Source organism: Aureimonas sp. D3 (assembly GCF_001463805.1).
GTDB classification, from domain to species: domain Bacteria; phylum Pseudomonadota; class Alphaproteobacteria; order Rhizobiales; family Rhizobiaceae; genus Aureimonas; species Aureimonas ureilytica_A.
In genome coordinates this window covers 1-16,935 of sequence record NZ_BBWM01000047.1, presented here as the reverse complement: position 1 = coordinate 16,935, position 16,935 = coordinate 1, and the positions used below count along the sequence as shown (strand labels likewise).

Annotated in this window: 17 protein-coding genes; 6 read left to right on the top strand and 11 right to left on the bottom strand. The window is 68.2% G+C overall.

Translation table 11 applies throughout. The features are described from left to right. Positions 1 to 217 precede the first annotated feature (217 nt). A complete protein-coding gene (gene hrpB / locus AUL36_RS13985) occupies positions 218 to 2,680 on the bottom strand; it encodes an ATP-dependent helicase HrpB (RefSeq protein WP_062221768.1) in 2,463 nt (820 codons plus the stop codon). Positions 2,681 to 2,814: 134 nt separating this feature from the next. Here hrpB and AUL36_RS13980 point away from each other — a divergent pair, with 134 nt between their 5' ends. After that, positions 2,815 to 3,288: a GNAT family N-acetyltransferase gene (locus AUL36_RS13980; protein ID WP_062221766.1), complete on the top strand. Its 474-nt coding sequence runs from the start codon at positions 2,815 to 2,817 to the stop codon at positions 3,286 to 3,288. Here the strand turns inward: AUL36_RS13980 and AUL36_RS13975 are convergent, their stop codons facing one another. Continuing rightward, positions 3,289 to 3,978 (bottom strand): DUF1345 domain-containing protein, encoded by a 690-nt coding sequence (locus tag AUL36_RS13975; protein WP_202814760.1) that lies wholly within the window; start codon positions 3,976 to 3,978, stop codon positions 3,289 to 3,291. It abuts the gene before it with no gap. Then, positions 3,975 to 5,264, bottom strand: coding sequence for an ABC transporter substrate-binding protein (locus AUL36_RS13970; RefSeq protein WP_062221763.1), 1,290 nt, complete (start codon positions 5,262 to 5,264; stop codon positions 3,975 to 3,977). The genes AUL36_RS13975 and AUL36_RS13970 overlap by 4 nt, the downstream gene beginning before the upstream one ends. Before the next feature lie 197 nt (positions 5,265 to 5,461). Here AUL36_RS13970 and AUL36_RS13965 point away from each other — a divergent pair, with 197 nt between their 5' ends. Further along, positions 5,462 to 6,220 carry an SDR family NAD(P)-dependent oxidoreductase gene (locus AUL36_RS13965; protein WP_058601117.1) on the top strand — a complete coding sequence of 253 codons (759 nt, stop codon included), beginning with the start codon at positions 5,462 to 5,464 and terminating at the stop codon, positions 6,218 to 6,220. 45 nt (positions 6,221 to 6,265) lie between these two features. Here the strand turns inward: AUL36_RS13965 and AUL36_RS13960 are convergent, their stop codons facing one another. The 7 genes from AUL36_RS13960 to dnaK form a co-directional block, all read right to left on the bottom strand. Beyond that, complete coding sequence (locus AUL36_RS13960) at positions 6,266 to 6,871, bottom strand: HdeD family acid-resistance protein (RefSeq protein ID WP_062221806.1); 606 nt, start codon at positions 6,869 to 6,871, stop codon at positions 6,266 to 6,268. Positions 6,872 to 7,158: 287 nt separating this feature from the next. Next, complete coding sequence (locus AUL36_RS13955; protein WP_062221761.1) at positions 7,159 to 7,737, bottom strand: NADPH-dependent FMN reductase; 579 nt, start codon at positions 7,735 to 7,737, stop codon at positions 7,159 to 7,161. Then, a complete protein-coding gene (locus AUL36_RS13950) occupies positions 7,734 to 8,366 on the bottom strand; it encodes a class I SAM-dependent methyltransferase (RefSeq protein ID WP_058601126.1) in 633 nt (210 codons plus the stop codon). Before AUL36_RS13950 ends, AUL36_RS13955 begins: the two co-directional genes overlap by 4 nt. 93 nt (positions 8,367 to 8,459) lie before the next feature. Then, positions 8,460 to 9,143: a class I SAM-dependent methyltransferase gene (locus AUL36_RS13945; protein ID WP_244497129.1), complete on the bottom strand. Its 684-nt coding sequence runs from the start codon at positions 9,141 to 9,143 to the stop codon at positions 8,460 to 8,462. Positions 9,144 to 9,231: 88 nt separating this feature from the next. Continuing rightward, entirely contained in the window at positions 9,232 to 10,374 is a 1,143-nt protein-coding gene (gene dnaJ / locus AUL36_RS13940; RefSeq protein WP_058601124.1) for a molecular chaperone DnaJ, read from the bottom strand. Positions 10,375 to 10,648: 274 nt separating this feature from the next. Next, on the bottom strand, positions 10,649 to 11,737 hold the full coding sequence (locus AUL36_RS13935; protein ID WP_058635856.1) for an acyltransferase family protein: 1,089 nt from the start codon (positions 11,735 to 11,737) through the stop codon (positions 10,649 to 10,651). Between the two features lie 246 nt (positions 11,738 to 11,983). After that, entirely contained in the window at positions 11,984 to 13,912 is a 1,929-nt protein-coding gene (gene dnaK / locus AUL36_RS13930; protein WP_058635866.1) for a molecular chaperone DnaK, read from the bottom strand. Between the two features lie 286 nt (positions 13,913 to 14,198). On the opposite strand from dnaK, the gene AUL36_RS23830 reads away from it, so the two are divergent. The 4 genes from AUL36_RS23830 to AUL36_RS13915 are packed head-to-tail and all read left to right on the top strand — an operon-like array spanning position 14,199 to position 16,655. Next, on the top strand, positions 14,199 to 14,339 hold the full coding sequence (locus tag AUL36_RS23830; protein ID WP_156418389.1) for a hypothetical protein: 141 nt from the start codon (positions 14,199 to 14,201) through the stop codon (positions 14,337 to 14,339). Between the two features lie 11 nt (positions 14,340 to 14,350). After that, positions 14,351 to 15,274 carry a hypothetical protein gene (locus AUL36_RS13925; RefSeq protein WP_062221759.1) on the top strand — a complete coding sequence of 308 codons (924 nt, stop codon included), beginning with the start codon at positions 14,351 to 14,353 and terminating at the stop codon, positions 15,272 to 15,274. After that, the gene (locus tag AUL36_RS13920; RefSeq protein WP_062221757.1) at positions 15,271 to 15,666 is read left to right on the top strand and encodes a phage holin family protein; all 396 of its coding nucleotides are present in this window, start codon (positions 15,271 to 15,273) and stop codon (positions 15,664 to 15,666) included. Before AUL36_RS13925 ends, AUL36_RS13920 begins: the two co-directional genes overlap by 4 nt. Beyond that, positions 15,663 to 16,655: a DUF3618 domain-containing protein gene (locus tag AUL36_RS13915; protein WP_062221755.1), complete on the top strand. Its 993-nt coding sequence runs from the start codon at positions 15,663 to 15,665 to the stop codon at positions 16,653 to 16,655. Before AUL36_RS13920 ends, AUL36_RS13915 begins: the two co-directional genes overlap by 4 nt. An 85-nt stretch (positions 16,656 to 16,740) precedes the next feature. On the opposite strand, the gene AUL36_RS24230 is transcribed toward AUL36_RS13915, so the two are convergent. Then, positions 16,741 to 16,935, bottom strand: a 195-nt coding sequence (locus AUL36_RS24230) for a hypothetical protein (protein ID WP_192843837.1), incomplete at its 5' end; no start/stop codon positions are given.

Sequence of the window (16,935 nt, the reverse complement as noted above, 5' to 3'; positions counted from 1 at the left end):
CCCTGCGCCCTCCCATCGGTGCGCCTCGCTCCATGCGGGCCGGCGAAACATCCCTCGGCCCGCCTTCAGCCGAAGATTCTGAGAGGGATTTTCAGAGCCGGGCACGTCACCCTGCGGCGGAGGACCGGCGAGGGGGGGCGTTGCCGGCGGGCATCGGCGGCGACGCCCATGGGCGGAAAGGGCCGATGGGCCGATCCGCAGGGTTCTGTTCCCGGTTTCAGGTGCGCGGCTTGGCGCGGTTCGTGGGCGCGGCGGACGCCGGGTCTTCGGGCCAGGGATGGCGGGGGTAGCGCCCGCGCAGGTCGGCGCGCACGTCGGCCCAGGAGCCGGCCCAGAAGCCCGGCAGGTCGCGCGTGATCTGAATGGGACGATGGGCGGGCGACAGAAGCTCCAGCGTCAGCGGCCAGCGCCCGCCGGCCACGCGCGGATGCGCCTTGAGACCGAAGAGTTCCTGCACGCGGATCGCCAGAACCGGCCCGTCCGCCTCATAGCGGATCGGATGGTGCGAGCCGGTGGGGGCGGGGAAATGCGTCGGGGCCAGCGTGTCGAGGCGGCGCGCTTCGCCGGGCGGCAGGCGCGAGAGAAGCGCCTCATGCAGGTTTCCCGCCTCGATGGCACCGAGCGACGAGATACCGGGCAGATAGGGGCCGAGCCAGTCGGACAGCGTGTCCAGAAGTGTTTCGTCGTCGAAGCGCGGCCAGCTTTCATCGGCTTGTGCCACGAAGCGCAGGCGTTGCAGCAACCGCTCGCCGTCCTTGCCCAGAGGCAGCGCGCCCATGCCGAGGCGGCGGATGCCGGCCATCAGCGCCTCCGTCACGCGCCCATCGGAGGGAAGCGGCAGGGTCGCCTCGCTCAAGGTGGTGCGGCCGAGCCGGCGCAGGCGGCGCGCCCGCACGCTGCGGCTGCCGGGGTCGAAGGCGACGACCTCCTCCTCGCGAATGCGCGCGGCCATGACGGCTTCGAGCGCCTCGCGCGAAAGCGGGGCGGCGGCGCGAATGCGCCCGACGCGCGCTTGCGTATTCGGCTGAGCCAGCCCGCCGAGATCGGCCACGACCAAGGCCGGCTCGCGTGCCAGCGCGTGGGTTTCCTCCAGTGCCCCGCCGCGCCCGTTCGACAGGACGAAACTGCCGCGCGCCCCGCGCGCGATGGCGATCCGATCGGGATAGGCGAGGGCGAGCAGCGCGCCGGGCTCGTCGCTCTCCAACTCGCCCGGCCCGTCCGCCTGGCGCATGATGCGCGCGGCGAGATCATGGGCGGCCTTGGCGCGCGGGCTGCGGTCGGCGCCCCATCGGCGCAGGCGCTCCGACAGGTCGGTCTCGTTGCCGCCGAGTCCGTGTTCGCCCAGCAGCACGGCGAGGCGGGCGGCCAGACGCCGGCTTTCGCCCTGCGCCGCGCCCGTCACCATGCGCGCGAGGCGCGGCCCGAGCGGCAGGGCGCGCATGCGCTCGCCCGCCTCCGTCAACCGCCCGCTCTCGTCCAGCGCGCCGAGGTCTTCCAGGAGGAGCCGCGCTTCGGCGACGGCCGGCGCGGGCGGCTTGTCCAGAAAGGGCAGGCTCGCCGGATCGGTCGCGCCCCAGCTAATGCAGTCGAGAAGCAGGCTGGAAAGGTCGGTGGAAAGGATTTCGGGCCGGTCGAAGGGCTCCAGCGCCGCCGTCTGCTCGGCGCGCCACAGCCGAATGGCGGTGCCCGGTGCGGTTCGCCCCGCGCGGCCGGCGCGCTGCTCGGCCGAGGCGCGAGAGACGCGCACCGTTTCCAGCCGCGACAGGCCGGTGGCGGGCTCGAAAACCGGCTGGCGCTTCAACCCGCTGTCGATCACCGTGGTCACGCCGTCGATCGTGATCGACGTCTCGGCGATCGTCGTGGCGAGCACGACCTTGCGCCGCCCGGCCGGAGCGGGGCGGATGGCGACATCCTGCGCCGCGCCTTCCATCGCGCCGAAGAGCGGAGCGAGGATCACATCCTCCGGCACGCGCCCTTGCAGCCGCTCCAGCGTGCGCTCGATCTCGCGCTGGCCGGGCAGGAAGACGAGGATGGAGCCCGAGCCGCCCGTCAGCTCCTCCAGCACGGCGCGCGCGCTGGCGTCTTCCACCGGCTCGTCCGGCGCGCGGTCGCGGTGCCGAATCTCGACCGGAAAGGCGCGGCCTTCGGACTGGACGACCGGGGCATCCGACAGGAGCGAGGCGACGCGCGCGCCATCGAGCGTCGCGGACATGACGAGAAGCTTCAGGTCCGGCCGCAGCGCCCCTTGCACATCGAGGGCCAGCGCCAGACCGAAATCGCCGTCCAGCGAGCGCTCGTGAAACTCGTCGAACAGGATCGCCGCCGTCCCGTTGAGTTCGGGGTCGGAGATGAGAAGGCGCGTCAGCACGCCCTCGGTCACGACCTCGATCCGCGTGCGGGCCGAAACGCGCGTGTCGAGCCGCATCCGCCAGCCGACGAGCCCGCCGACCTCCTCGCCCGCCAGCGAGGCCATGCGGCTGGCCGCCGCGCGCGCGGCGATGCGCCGGGGCTCGACCAGAAGGATGCGCCCCTCGGGCAGGTCGTTCAGGAGATGCAGCGGCACCAGCGTCGTCTTGCCCGCGCCGGGCGGGGCGACGAGCACGGCCGAGCCATGGGTGGCCAGTGCGCGCGAGACATCGGGCAGGACGGCGGAAACGGGAAGCGTGGGCAGCGCGATCATGCCGGGCGTTTTGGCGGGCGGCGGCGCGCAAGTCCAGCGGCGCGGGCCGATGTGCGATCAGAAGCGCGACGAGGAGAGAAGCGGTCCAGCCCCCCGATCTTGCCAGACCCGTCGAAAATGGCCATGCGGGGCGCATGAGTGAGCACCCCGATCGCGCCATCCCATGCCCGCGCCCCTATGAGCCCCAAGACCGCGACGCCTGTCTCGCCCTGTTCGACGGCAATGTGCCGCGCTTCTTCGCCCTGTCCGAGCGCGCCGACTTCGCGCGCTTTCTGGATCGGCAGCGCTCCGATGGCACCTATCTCGTTCTGGAGCGCGAAGGCCGCGTCGTCGCCTGCGGCGGGCTCGGCGTCTCGGCCGATGGCGCAACGGGCGAACTGTGTTGGGGCATGGTCGATCGCACCTCCCACGGCCAAGGGCTCGGGCGCGCGCTGACCGAGGCGCGTCTGCGCATGGCTGCGACGAAGCCCGGCCTTCGCCGGATCAGGCTCGACACGAGCCAGCACACGCAAGGTTTCTACGCCCGCTTCGGCTTCCGAACCCTGTCCGTGACCCCGGACGGCTACGGGCCGGGGCTGGATCGCTGGGACATGATCCTCGAGTTCTAATCAGATCACGCTCGCCCCCACATTCACCGCCAGCGCGAGGATCGTCGTGTTGAACAGAAAGGCGAGGATCGTGTGGGCCAGCACGAGCTGGCGCATTCCGCGCGAGGTGACGGCGACGTCCGAGGTCTGGGCCGCTGCGCCCATGGTGAAGCTGAAATAGAGAAAATCGAGATAGTCCGGCATCGTGTCGCCACCCGGAAAGGCAAGGCCGCCTTCGGCCTTGGGGTCGCCGTAGAATTCCCCGGCATAGTGCAGCGCCATGACGACCTGCGTGATCACCCAGGACAAGAGCACGGTGACGCCCGCAAGCGCTAGGCGGCCGGGGCTATGGGTCGCGTTGTTGCCGAGGCCGTGCAGCTCGGCCGCAATGGCCCCGAAGCTTGCGAAGATGCAAAGGCTGGTGACGATCAGAACGGCGAGCCGCCCTTCGTCCTGCCGCCGGGCGCGGGCGCGCAGGAGGCCGAGATCGGCGCGCATCATCATGCGCCCGACCGAGAGGAGATAGGAGAGCACCCCAACATCCCAGGCGATCAAAGCGCGGGTCGAGCCGCGTATGGAATGGGGCAGGAGGGCGAAACTCGCCGCCATCAAAGCGATCGACACGAGAAGGCGCGGCCGGTTCTTCAGGACCAGCCCGAAGCGGCGCCAGTTGCGGGCGCGCCGGGTTGGCGAAAGCGGTGTCTGGCTCAAGGCTTCGACCTCCGCGCCCATTCCTCGGCCAATTTGTCGCCCCAGCCGGGATGCGGCTCGGCGATGGTGAAACCCAGCGCCCGCGCCGACGGGATGGCGGGGTCTCGCGCTTCCGCGCGCATCCGATCCGCCAGCGGGGCGGGGAGGGTCTTGGCGGCCAGCACGCTCGAGTCCGCCCAGCCGGCGAGATCGGCCTTGCGAAGCTGGGCCTCGGGCGACAAGAAGAAGTTGGCTGCGACCAGTGCCCCGGCGGGCTGGGTGGCAGCTTGCGGAATGGCGAGGAAATGCGTGCCGCCGATCGTGCCGCCGTCGAACAGGAAGGGGCGGGCGGTGGTCGGCAGATGGCCCTGGCGGATCGCGCTGGCTGCGCCCATCGGGTTCAGGCCAGCCACGACGTCCACCTCGCCCTTGGCCAGAAGGTCGAGCGCTTCGCCGTCGCTCCAGGGAAAGGAGCGGCCCTCGTGCCAGCTGGCCGCGCGGAGCCGATCCAGAGCGCGCCAGAGCGGCGCGCTGACGCTGGAAAAGTCGCTCTCCTCCACCGGGCGCAGAAGGACGGAGGGCTCGTCCGCCAGATCGAACAGCATCTGTTCCAGAAAGCGCCGCTCCGTCAGGCTGCCGGGCGCGGGGAGGGCGACCCGGCCCTTGTGCGCTTCGGCATAGGCGACCAGCGCCTCGGCCGAGCGGGGCAAGCCCTCCACCGGGCCGGTGCGCGCGGTGTCGGTGAAGAAGGTCAGCTTTTGCAGGCCCCAGGGCGCGAGACGAAAATCGCTCGGCTCGCCCGCATCCGACAGGACGCTCGGATGCTGTTCGAGATCGACAAAGCGCCAGTTGGGCAAACGGTCCGCAAAGGGAGCGGAGAGAAGGCCAGCCTTCATCATCGCGGGAAAGCCGTCGCCCTCGATCCAGACGAGATCGGGGACGGTTCCGCCCTTCGTCGAAGCGAGCGCCGACGCGGCACTCGCCTCGGCGGAAACCTCCAGCGTCACACCGTAAAGATGGCTGAGTTCCCCCGACGCCCATTGGAGATAGGCGAGCGCGGCGGGCGGCGCATTGGGCACGGCGATCCGCACGCTGGTCCCCCGCGCCGCGCTCTCGACCCCGCTCCAGTTGGCAAGATCGGGCAACGGGGCGGCGCCGGCCGGCGCAGCCAAAAGGGCGAGCGCGCTGACGAGAGCGACGCGGGCGGAGCGGCCCAGGCCCCAGCGCGATCCCCTCGAGCGGGCGGCGCGCCCGCTCGCTTCGACCCCACATTCCCCTTGCGCCTCGCGCTCCAAGCCTCGTGTCATGTGGCGGCGACCTTTCCTTGCAACGCGCACGCGGCCTCGTCCCGGTGCGGCGGGACGGGAGGCCGGGGCGAGGCGGAAGGAAGTCTTTTCCCTTCCGCGCACCCTTGCGCTAAAGGAGGGGCAGGTCCGCGTGAAATCAACCGGCCGAACGCCCGCGCGAGGCGCGTGGGCGCTCTTCTTATCCATGAGGTTCCGCCGTGTCCGAAGCCCAGCCGCGCGATTCCCGCAAGACGATCGTCCTCACCGGCGCTTCGCGCGGCATCGGCCATGCCACGGTCAAGCGCTTTTCGCGAGAGGGCTGGCGCGTCATCACCTGCTCGCGGCAGGATTTCGCGGTGGATTGCCCCTGGCCGGCGGGCGCGGAGGACCACATCAAGGTCGATCTCGCCAACCCCGAGGATGTCGGCTTCGCGGTTTCGGAAATCCGCCAGCGGCTCCAGAAAAATGGCGGCCAGCTGAACGCGCTGGTCAACAATGCCGCGATTTCGCCCAAAGCCGAGAAGGGCGCGCGCATGGACTCGATCCGCACGCCGATGAATGTCTGGCGCGACGTGTTCCAGGTGAACTTCTTCGCGCCCATCATGCTGGCGCGTGGGCTCCACGCGGAACTGGCCGCCGCCAAGGGCTCGATCGTCAACGTGACCTCGATCGTCGGCAGCCGGGTGCATCCCTTCGCGGGCACGGCCTATGCCACGTCCAAGGCCGCGCTCGCCTCGCTGACGCGCGAGATGGCCGCCGATTTCGGGCCGGACGGGGTGCGCGTCAACGCCATCGCGCCGGGCGAGATCGACACGGCGATCCTCTCGCCGGGCACCGAGAAGATCGTGGAGCAGATCCCGATGCGCCGGCTCGGCAAGACCGCCGAAGTCGCCGACATCATCTATTTCCTCTGCTCGGAACAGGCGTCCTATGTGAACGGTGCGGAAATCCACATCAATGGCGGTCAGCACGTTTGATCGATCGCGGCCGGGGCGACCGCGCGCCCCGCCTTGCGTGTCCGCTCAGCGCCGGCCCGAGCCGCCCTTCGGCCCGGTGCGCGCGTCGAGCGCGGCCAGAAGCAGGCTGATGCCGGAGATCAACAGTGAGATGCCGAGAAAGCTGCCGACGGCCCAGACCGCCGTGCCCGGCAGGCCGATCACGAGGAACAGCGCCAGCGCCACATTGACCAGCGCCGACACGACCAGAAGCACGAAGCGCCCGGTCGACTGGCGAAAGGCGAGGGCCAGCGGAAAGGTCGCGAGCCCGACCAGCAGGAAATAGACGGCAAGCGCCGTGGTCAGCGTCACCGCTCCAGCGAACGGGTCGAACAGGATGATCGCGCCGAGCAGCAGCGTCAGCAGCGTGAAGGCGAGATTGCTCCAGAACCCTTCCGCTCCGCGCATTCGGAAACAGGCGATCAGCCCGGCGAAGGCCAGAAGGATCAGAAGCCAGCCGAAGAAGAGCGTGGAGACGATGGTCGCGACGAAGGGCAGAAGCAGCGCCGCAACGCCCGCGAAAGCCATCAGCAACCCCTGAAGGCTGAAGGCGCGCCAATGGGCGTGGAGATACCGCCGCATGTCCCGTCGCACCGTCGCTGGGTCCATGGGCGGATCGGGATCGAAACTCACATGCAACTCCTCTGGCCGATAGGCCATTTGGCCGGCAGGACGCCTTCGCTGGGGAACATGCCCAAAGATCGCGGGAAAGCAAGTTCGGCCCATGCAGCCTGCGCGCTCATCACGAGTTGGACGGCGCGCTCTGGCGGATCGCTCCGGATACCCAATGGCCGCCGGGCGTCAATCGCGTTCCCTGGCAGGTGTTCGAAGGCCGGGAAAACCACGAGGGGAGCCGGTGCAACGAAACGGGGCGGTCTAAACCAGCCGTGGTGTCGGCCTCCGATCTATCCCGCATGCTTTCAGGCCTGACGCCCCAATGCGCCCACATGATCCAGCGCCCCATCCAGAAAGTCGCTGAGCCGCTCGGCATCGCCCGGCCGCGTCAGCTGGCCGCTAGCGTCGATGGCCGTGCCCGCCTCGCCCAAGCGAAACTCGCGCGTCATCACCTCCGCGCCGAGATAGGCCAGAACGGTTCGCAATTGTCCAAGGGTTTCGCGGCCGCCCATCGCGTCCGGTGCGGCGGCGGCCAGCGCCACCACCAGTCGGCGGAACGGATCGAGCGGGCGGTTTTCGCGCGCCGCCGCATGGGCGATCCAGTCGATCGCGTTCTTCAACAGGGCCGGCATTCCGCCATGGTGCTCGCCGCTGACGATCAGGACCCCATCCTGCAGGGCGATGCGCTGCGCCAGAAGCCAAGCATTCTGCGGCAAGGCCTCGTCCCTCCCGCCCTCGAAGAGCGGAAGCGGATAATCGGCGAGGCTCGCTGCCGTCAGCAGCGTGTTCGAAGCCGCCAGAAGCCGGGCCGCCTCGGCCGCGAGGCGCGATTCGGGCGCATCGGGCCGGGGCGAGCCGGAAAGAACGAGAAGGCGTGGGATCAATGCACCGCGCCTGCCGCTGCGAAGGGCGCGGCCTGCGAATAGATCCAGACGCGCGCCGGGGGGATGTTGTCCCAGACGATCGGCGTGGAGGACACGTCGAACACGCCGGCCACGGATTTGACCGGCGGCTTCCAGAGATAGGACAGCTGGGTTAGGTTGCCGCCCGGCATGAGACGGCGGAAGTAGCGCGAGAACAGCGCCTGACGCTCCGCCTGCTCCATGTGGACGATCGGGATGGCGAAAAGGATGGCGGCGAACTTCGTCTCGCCATCGTCGCCGAGCGTGGCATCGAGATCGAACCCGTCGCCGTGGATCACGTTCACGCGCGGAAAGCGCTCGCGCAGGGTCGAGGCGAATTCGCGATCATATTCGATCGAGGTGATGCGCTCGGGCGCGACGCCGGCATTCAGAAGCGCGCGGGTGACGACGCCGAGACCCGGCCCGAGTTCGAGGATCGGCCCGTTCAGCTCCGTCGTCGCCGCGCCGACCATGGTCGCGCAATAGCGGGCGGATGAAGGGGCGACGGCGCCCATCTTGATCGGATGGCGAATCCAGGTTCCGAAAAAACGGGCGAGATCGGCGTTCCGCTCGTCCTTGTTCGTCGTCGCGGCGTCCGTACGGCGTTCCATCGCCATTCCTCCCGGTTCGAGTCGCTTCTGCTAACCTCTCATACCGCCGGAATGAGACAAGCTTGATGACGCAAATGCGAAGGAAATGTTTTTTTAACCGATGGTGCCGGCGAGCTTGGGGCAGCCTCGCCGATAGACGAGAACGCGGGCGGGCGGAATGTTGAGCTTCACCCAGGGGCTGACCTCCACCTTCGCCTCGACGCGCTCGGGCCGAACCGGCAGGGCGGGCGAATAGGTGAACTGCACGAAGGGCGCGCCGACCGGCAGACGATCAAGATAAGCACCGAGCGCCGCGCTGCGCTCGTCCTCCGGTCGCGCCATCAGGGGCAGGCTGGAGACGACGGCGGCGAGGGGGCGTCCATCCAGCCATGCGTCGAGGTCCGCCCCCGGCCGATAGGCATCGCCTCGCAGGATATGCACGGCGGGAAAGAGCGAGCGCAGAAGCGCGCAGAATTCGGGCGCGTATTCGAGACACAGAAGCCGGTCCGCTTCCACGCCCCGCTTCAGCAGCGCGCGGGTGACGACGCCCGTTCCCGGCCCAAGTTCCAGGATCACGCCGTCCTCGCCCGGCAGGGGCACGTAGGAGGCCATGCGCTCGGCCAGCGCCTTGGACGAGGGCGACACGGCCCCGACCTTCAGCGGCTGGCGCAGCCATTCGCGCAGGAAACTGGCCTCGGCCAAAGGCGGCTTGCGGAGCGGGGTGGTCGACAGGCGCGGATCTCCCTCAAAGCGATCCGGCAGGACCCGTGTCGGGGCATGGCTCCCGGCGCGAGACACAGGCGCGGCCGGATCGACCCCACCTATGCCTGGATGATCCGCCCGAAGGGCGGGAAAGGGAGGGCAAGCCGACCCTTTCAGCGAAGGCTCAGTCGCTGAGGCCTTCGAAGAATTCCTTCATGCGCGAGAAGAAGCCGGTGGATTGCGGCGAATTCTCGGACGAGGAGATTTCCTCGAACTCCTGTAGCAGTTCGCGCTGGCGACGCGAAAGGCTTTGCGGCGTCTCGATGGAAATCTGGATGAAGAGATCGCCCATCTGCGCCGAGCGCAGAACCGGCATGCCCTTGCCCTTGACGCGGAACTGCTTGCCGAACTGCGTGCCTTCGGGAACCTTGACCCGCGTCTTGGCCCCGTCGAGCGTCGTGACCTCGAAGGAGCCGCCGAGCGCGGCGGTGGTCATGGAAATCGGCACCTTGCAGAAGAGGTCCGCCCCGTCGCGCTGGAAGAATTCGTGTGGCTTGACTGACAGGAAGATGTAGAGATCGCCCGCCGGGCCGCCGCGCAGGCCCGCTTCGCCTTCCCCGGCGAGGCGAATGCGCGTGCCATCCTCGATGCCGGCCGGGATCGAGACCGAAAGGTTGCGCTCCTCGGGCAGGCGGCCTTCGCCGCCGCACTTGCCGCAGGGGTCCGCGATGATCTCGCCGCGCCCTTGGCAGGTCGGGCAGGTACGCTCGATGGAGAAGAAACCTTGCGCCGCGCGCACGCGGCCGATGCCGCCGCAGGTGGGACAGGTGCGCGGCGCGGTGCCAGCCTTGGCGCCCGAACCGTTGCACACGTCGCACTGGATCGTGGTGGGCACGCTGATCTCGGCGGTCTTGCCGAGATAGGCCTCTTCCAGCGAAATTTCCATGTTGTAGCGCAGGTCCGAGCCGCGCTCGCGCCCGCCCGAATTGCCGCCCTGACGCCGGGTCTGGCCACGCCCGCCCATCATCTCGCCGAAGATGTCGTCGAAGATATCGGCCATGGAAGAGGAGAAGTCGCCGCGGAACCCACCGCCACCGCCGCCGTTCTGGAAGGCGGCATGTCCGTAACGATCATAGGCCGAGCGCTTCTGCGGGTCCTTCAGAACCTCGTAGGCCTCGCCGATCTCCTTGAACTTCGCCTCGGCGACAGCGTCGCCAGGGTTCTTGTCCGGATGATATTGCATGGCGAGCTTGCGGAACGCCGCCTTCAGAACCTTGTCGTCACAGGTTTTCGCGACGCCGAGCGTTTCGTAGTAATCGACCTTCACGGACACTGCTTCACCGTTCTCGCACCGAGTGGAATGCGGGATGGCCGCGCCCTGTCGCAAAGACGAGGCAAGCCGATCCCGGCGCGCGCCGCAAAGGCGCGTTCTGGCATGTAAGCGCTGTTCCGGCGCGTTACCATAGGCAAGGCTCGCGAGAAAGACGGCCGCGCGCGCCGCATGGCCGTATCGTAGCCACCTGTCATGTTTACGCCACGGCTCTCGCAATGGAAGCCGTGGCGCGAAAAATCGAAGAAACTCAGGCGCTGACCGCGATGCGTCAGGCGTTGGCGAGGCGCGCGGCAGGGGCGGTGCGGCGGTGCGTGCCCGCCAGAAGCGCGGCGATCCGGCCATCCAGCGTATAATGCCAAAGCAGCGCGACGAGGATCGAGGCCAGGATCGGCAGCACCAGATAGGCGTGGAAGCCGATCCAGCCCGTCGGCTCGATGACGCGCTTCCAAAGGATCGACAGGAACAGCGTCTCCATGACGGGATGCCAGAGATAGATGCCGAAGGAAACGCAGGTGAGCTTCATCGCCGGCGCCAGAGCGCGGGTGGAGTCGGGCCGCGCGCTTTCCGACAGGCCGATCAGGAGGATCGCGCCGAACAAAAAGAGAAGCGTGGCGTGGACGTCGATCTGCCACACCATGCAGGCGACGGCTAGTCCCAGGCTGACGAGGCCCGGCGCATGCGAGGTCACGTTCAGCGCGCGCCGGGTGACAAGAAGCGAGGCGAGGCCGCCGGCCATGAAATCGGCGAGCGCGCGGTAAGCGCCATAGGTGTCGGCTGTGGTCCAATGGCCACTCGGGAAGAAGCCGGCGCGGCTGGCGATTTCCAGAGCCACGACATAAGCCGCGAGCGTGAGCGTCAGGCCGAGCGCGCCGGCCCTGCGCACCACGAAGGGCACCAGGGGAAACAGGAGATAGCAGAAGATTTCCGCGCTGACCGACCAGGACGGGTAGTTGAAGGAGAGTGCGTTCGTCGTGCCCCAGGCATGGATGGCCAGGAGATGCAGCGGCACCGCGTGGAGATCCCAACGCTCAGGCAGTTGAAGATGCACGAAGCCGGCGCGGCCGATCAGCGCCACGCCGACGAAGAAGGCGAGCGTCAGAAGATGCAAGGGGTAAAGCCGAGCGATGCGCCGACGCAGGAACGTCGCATAGGCCGGCAGCGTGTCGATGCGGTCGCCATAGCGGCTCATGATCACGAAGCCCGAGATCATGAAGAACATGTCGAGCAGCGGCAGGAGCCGGAACAGAAGATCGGTTTCCGTATAGGCGGCTTGGCCCGGCGCGAAGAACAGGAAGTGATAGGTCATCACGAGAAGCGCGGCGGCAAAACGCCAGCAATCGAAAATGCGGAAATGCATCGGCTTCGCCTCTCAGGGCCCAGTCCATCTCAGGTGCTGAAGGCCATTATAGACGGAAAGGGCTCACCCGGCAGTCAGAGTGGGAGGTTTACCTCGGGTTAACGTTAAGCCTTGCTTGGAGATATCGGTTTGACCTTCAGGTGGTGGAGGTCGGGCGGTGCCGCCTATGGGAGGCCGAGCATCCGCTCCAAACAGAAACAGCCCCGGCTCTTTCGAACCGGGGCTGCTGGCAGTGATAGAAGGAGATCAGGCCGACTTCTTGCGGCCGTCGTCCTGCACTTCCTCGAAGTCGGCATCGACCACGTCGTCATGCTCGGCCTTGGCCCCGCCCTGCGAAGCGGTCGCGTCCGCGCCGCCATCGCTCTGCGAGGCTTCGTACATGGCCTGACCGAGCTTCATCGAGACCTCGCCGAGCTTCTCGCTCTTGGCCTTGATGGCGTCGGCATCGGCGTCCGACTTGTCGAGCTCGGCACGCAGGTCCGCAATCGCGTCCTCGATCGCCTGACGGTCGGCGGCCGAAACCTTGTCGCCATAGTCCTTGAGGGACTTCTCGGCCGAGTGGACGAGGCTTTCGCCGTGGTTCTTGGCTTCGACGGCGGCGCGGCGCTTCTTGTCGGCGTCGGCGTTGGCCTCGGCTTCCTTGACCATCTTCTCGATGTCGGCGTCGGAGAGACCACCCGAAGCCTGGATCGTGATCCGCTGCTCCTTGTTGGTGCCCTTGTCCTTGGCCGACACGTTGACGATGCCGTTGGCGTCGATGTCGAAGGTCACTTCGATCTGCGGCACGCCGCGCGGTGCGGGCGGAATGCCCTCGAGGTTGAACCGGCCGAGCGACTTGTTGTCGGCCGCCATCTCGCGCTCGCCCTGATAGACCTGAATGGTCACGGCGTTCTGGCCGTCCTCGGCGGTCGAGAAGACCTGGCTCTTCTTGGTCGGGATCGTCGTGTTACGGTCGATCAGGCGCGTGAACACGCCGCCCAGCGTCTCGATGCCGAGCGAAAGCGGGGTCACGTCGAGAAGGAGAACGTCCTTCACGTCGCCCTGCAGAACGCCGGCCTGGATCGCCGCGCCCATGGCGACGACTTCGTCCGGGTTGACGCCCTTGTGCGGCTCCTTGCCGAAGAAGCCCTTCACGACTTCCTGGACCTTGGGCATACGCGTCATGCCGCCGACGAGAACGACCTCGTCGATGTCGTTCGGCGTCAGGCCCGCATCCTTGAGGGCGGCCTTCATCGGGCCGACCGTGCGCTGCACGAGATCGTCCACCAGCGCTTCGAACTTCGAGCGCGTCAGCTTCAGCGTCAGGTGCTTCGGGCCGGTCGCGTCCGCCGTGATGAAAGGCAGGTTGATCTCGGTCTGCGAAGCGGACGAGAGTTCGATCTTGGCCTTTTCGGCCGCTTCCTTCAGGCGCTGAAGAGCGAGCTTGTCGTTCTTCAGGTCGATGCCCTGATCCTTCTTGAACTCGCCGGCCAGGTAATCGACGAGGCGCATGTCGAAGTCTTCGCCGCCGAGGAACGTGTCGCCGTTGGTCGACTTCACCTCGAACACGCCGTCACCGATTTCGAGCACGGACACGTCGAACGTGCCGCCGCCCAGATCGTAGACCGCGATCGTCTTGCCGTCGTTCTTCTCGAGACCGTAGGCGAGCGCGGCCGCCGTCGGCTCGTTGATGATGCGCAGGACGTCGAGGCCGGCGATGCGGCCGGCGTCCTTGGTCGCCTGACGCTGCGCGTCGTTGAAGTAGGCGGGAACCGTGATGACGGCCTTCTCGACCTTCTCGCCGAGATAGGCTTCGGCGGTTTCCTTCATCTTCTGAAGGATCATGGCCGAGACCTGGCTCGGCGAATATTTCTCGCCATGCGCTTCGACCCAGGCGTCGCCGTTGGAAGCGTTGACGATCTTGTAGGGCACGAGGCCCTTGTCCTTGGCAACGGTCGGGTCGTCGTAGCGACGGCCGATCAGGCGCTTGACCGCGAACAGCGTGTTCTCGGGGTTGGTCACCGCCTGGCGCTTGGCCGGCTGGCCGACCAGACGCTCGCCGTCGGTCGAGAAAGCGACGATGGAGGGTGTCGTACGCGCGCCTTCGGCGTTCTCGATCACCTTCGCCGTCTTGCCGTCCATGACGGAGACGCAGGAATTGGTCGTGCCAAGGTCGATACCGATCACCTTCGCCATGTTCATTTCTCCTTTAAGAGCGTGCAGCCCGGACCCCCGTTCGAGGCATTCCGAAAGGCGGCACCTAGCGGATTCGTCGTGTCGCCGAGGGGCGGGGATGATCCCTCCCGGCGAGGCTGGAGGCTATATATGAATGGGGCTTGAGGGGCGCAAGACACCGTTTCGATCGGCGCGCCACAGCTTGCGATTTTCCCGCTCCATACCCGCCTAAGCATGGACGCCCAAAGGAAAACCCCCCTTTGGGCGAGCCTTGCGCAGGAACTTCGCCCCGAATGGTTCGCTTGGCTTGCGAACGGTCTTCGCCGCATCCGACGACGCGGAGGAGACGCCCACACAACAAGAAGGCGGAGCCATGCACAGTATCATCTATCTGATCGGCCTCATCGTGGTCGTTCTGGCGATCCTGTCGTTTCTCGGGCTGCGCTGAGGAGGTCCGGGATGTCATCAACGCACAATCCAACCGGCGCAGAGCGCTGGAGCGACGATCGCCAGACCCTGTCGCAGGCCGCCGAACGCGAAGGCCAATCGGCCCGTGCGCAGGCCTCGCAGGCCTCGGCCAGTCTGCGCGACGAGGCGTCGAGCCTCATGTCCGAAGCGCGGTCCAAGGCCTATGAGACGGCTGAAAGCGGGAAAGCTGCCGCCGCCAGCAGTCTGGAGGATTTTACCGCCGCCATTCGCAAGGCCTCCGACGAACTCGGAGAGCGCGACCAGTCCATGGCCGCCGGCCTCGTGCGGCAGGTCGCGGCCGGACTGGAGCAGGCCTCCGGCGCGCTCAAGGGTCGCGATCTCCAGGACGTGACGCGCTCGGTCGCGGATTTCGCCCGTCGCCAGCCCGCCGCCTTTCTGATCGGCGCGACGCTGGCCGGCGTGGCGCTGGGCCGCTTCGCCCGCGCCTCGGGCGATCATGCCGACGCGGACAGGGTGAGGAGCGCTCTGCCGACAGCCGAGAGCGAGCATTCCCACACGGGCTCCGGCGAAAGCGCCGCGCGCTACGCCTCGCACGGCGCGTCGTCCGGTCACGACAGCACCGTCACCAAGACCAGCGGCAGCACGGGCCATGTTCCCGGCGCCAGCGCCGTCACGCGCCCGCCCGCCGGCGCGATGGGCGCTTCGATGCCGGGGAGCCTCGCGTCGGGCGTGCCCACCAGCGAAGCCATCGCATCGTCCGGCTCGTCCGCGCTCGCCGCCGATCCGCTCGGCCCCGGCGCGCCGGATGCCGATCTTCTGTCGGGCGGCGCGAAATCCGGCTCGGCCGGCCGCACCGAGTCTCGCGCCGATCTCGGCGCGCCCGGCACATCGGGCTCTACCAACACGCAGAGCCTGACGGGCTCCTCCTCCAGCCTTCAGGGAGACAAGCGATGAGCGTCGAGCCGCGTGAAACCCGCAGCGTTCCCGATCTTCTGGCCGATGTCCTGCGCGAGGCGACGGAGCTGTTTCGCACCGAGGGCCGCCTGATCCGGGCGGAACTCTCCGACAAGCTGAGCCAGATGCAACTGGCCGGCGGCTCGCTCGTGGCGGGCGCGATCTGCCTTCTCGTGTCGCTGATCATCCTCGCCGGCGCGCTGGTCACGGCGATGGCGAAATACATGGACCCCGCCTGGGCCGCGCTTCTGGTCGGCGTGATCATCGCCGCCATCGGCGTCGTGCTTCTGGCCGCTGGCAAGAAAAGCCTCGAAGCCGTCAATCTCGCGCCCGAGCGCACGCTCGGCCAGCTTCAAAAGGACGGCCAACTCGCCAAGGAGCAGACCCGATGAGCCTCGAGACAGACCGCTTGGCCCGCGAGGCCGAAGATCGCCGCTCCAGCCTGGACGCCACGCTCGACAGCTTGAAGGGCAAGCTGTCTCCCGGCCAGATGGTGGACGAGTTCATGACCTATGCCCGCGAGGGCCAGGGCGCGGAGATGCTGCACAATCTGAATCGGCAAGTGCGCGACAATCCGCTGGCCCTCGGCCTGATCGGGGCTGGTGCCGCGTGGCTGCTTCTCGGTCAAGGCGCACGGTCGAGCAGCCACGGCCATGACACCGGCCGGTCGCCGGAGCGCTATCCGTCTTCGCTCGGCGAAGGCTCCGGCACGAGTGGCGTTGCTGCCCGCGCGGGTTCGCAGGCCGACGCGTCGCCGGGTCTGGCCGACCGGGCACGCTCGGCCGGCGGCGCGGTGGCGGACAGCACGCGCTCGGTGGCCTCCGGGCTGGCCGATCGCGTGTCCGGCGCGGCGGGTGCCGTGTCGAGCGGCGCGTCGGCCGCCTCCGACAGCGCGACGCGGCTCACCCACGATGCGCGCGACGCCCTCGCCCATGCGGGTTCCTCGACCTATCGCAGCGCCTCGCATCTGGGCGATCAGGCCTCGTCCTACGGCCGCTACGCCCAGCGCTCGCTGCTCGACACCTTGCAGAAGGAACCGCTGATCCTCGGCGCGGTGGCGCTGGCGGTGGGGGCGGCCATCGGCGCGGCTCTGCCTTCCACCCGTGTCGAGGACGAGTTGATGGGCGAGGCACGCGATCGCCTGCGCGACGATGCGCTGGAGCGCGGGCGCGACATGGCCGGAGCGGTCGAGACCGCCGCCACCAAAGCCTACGAGGCGGGCAGCGCCGAGGCCGAGAATAAGGGGCTGAAGCCCTCCGACGGGTCGGGCGAGACGATCGCCGAAAAGGTCTCCTCCGTCGCCAAGGCTGCGGCCGGTGCGGCCAAGGAGGAGTTGCGCCCGGACGACGCCTCCTCCTCGAAGGAGCGGCCGGCGATCTGACGCGCGGCAGGCTCCAGAAATGCAAAAAAGGCCGTGGGACTGCCCCACGGCCTTTTTCGTTGTGTCGCCTTCGCCCGGTTCGCGATCAGTTGTTGAAGAAGTCTCGGAACAGGGAACGGTCGCTTGCCCGACCGCCGGGCGCGGGGCCTTCCAGCACCGCGTCGGGCGGCAGGTCTTCCGGGCGCACCACGCGGGCCGGCCCTTCGAGAACCGCATCCGGCGGCAGGTCGCCGCGCCGCACCGAGCGCGCCGGCGCGATGGGGGCGGGCGGACGCATACG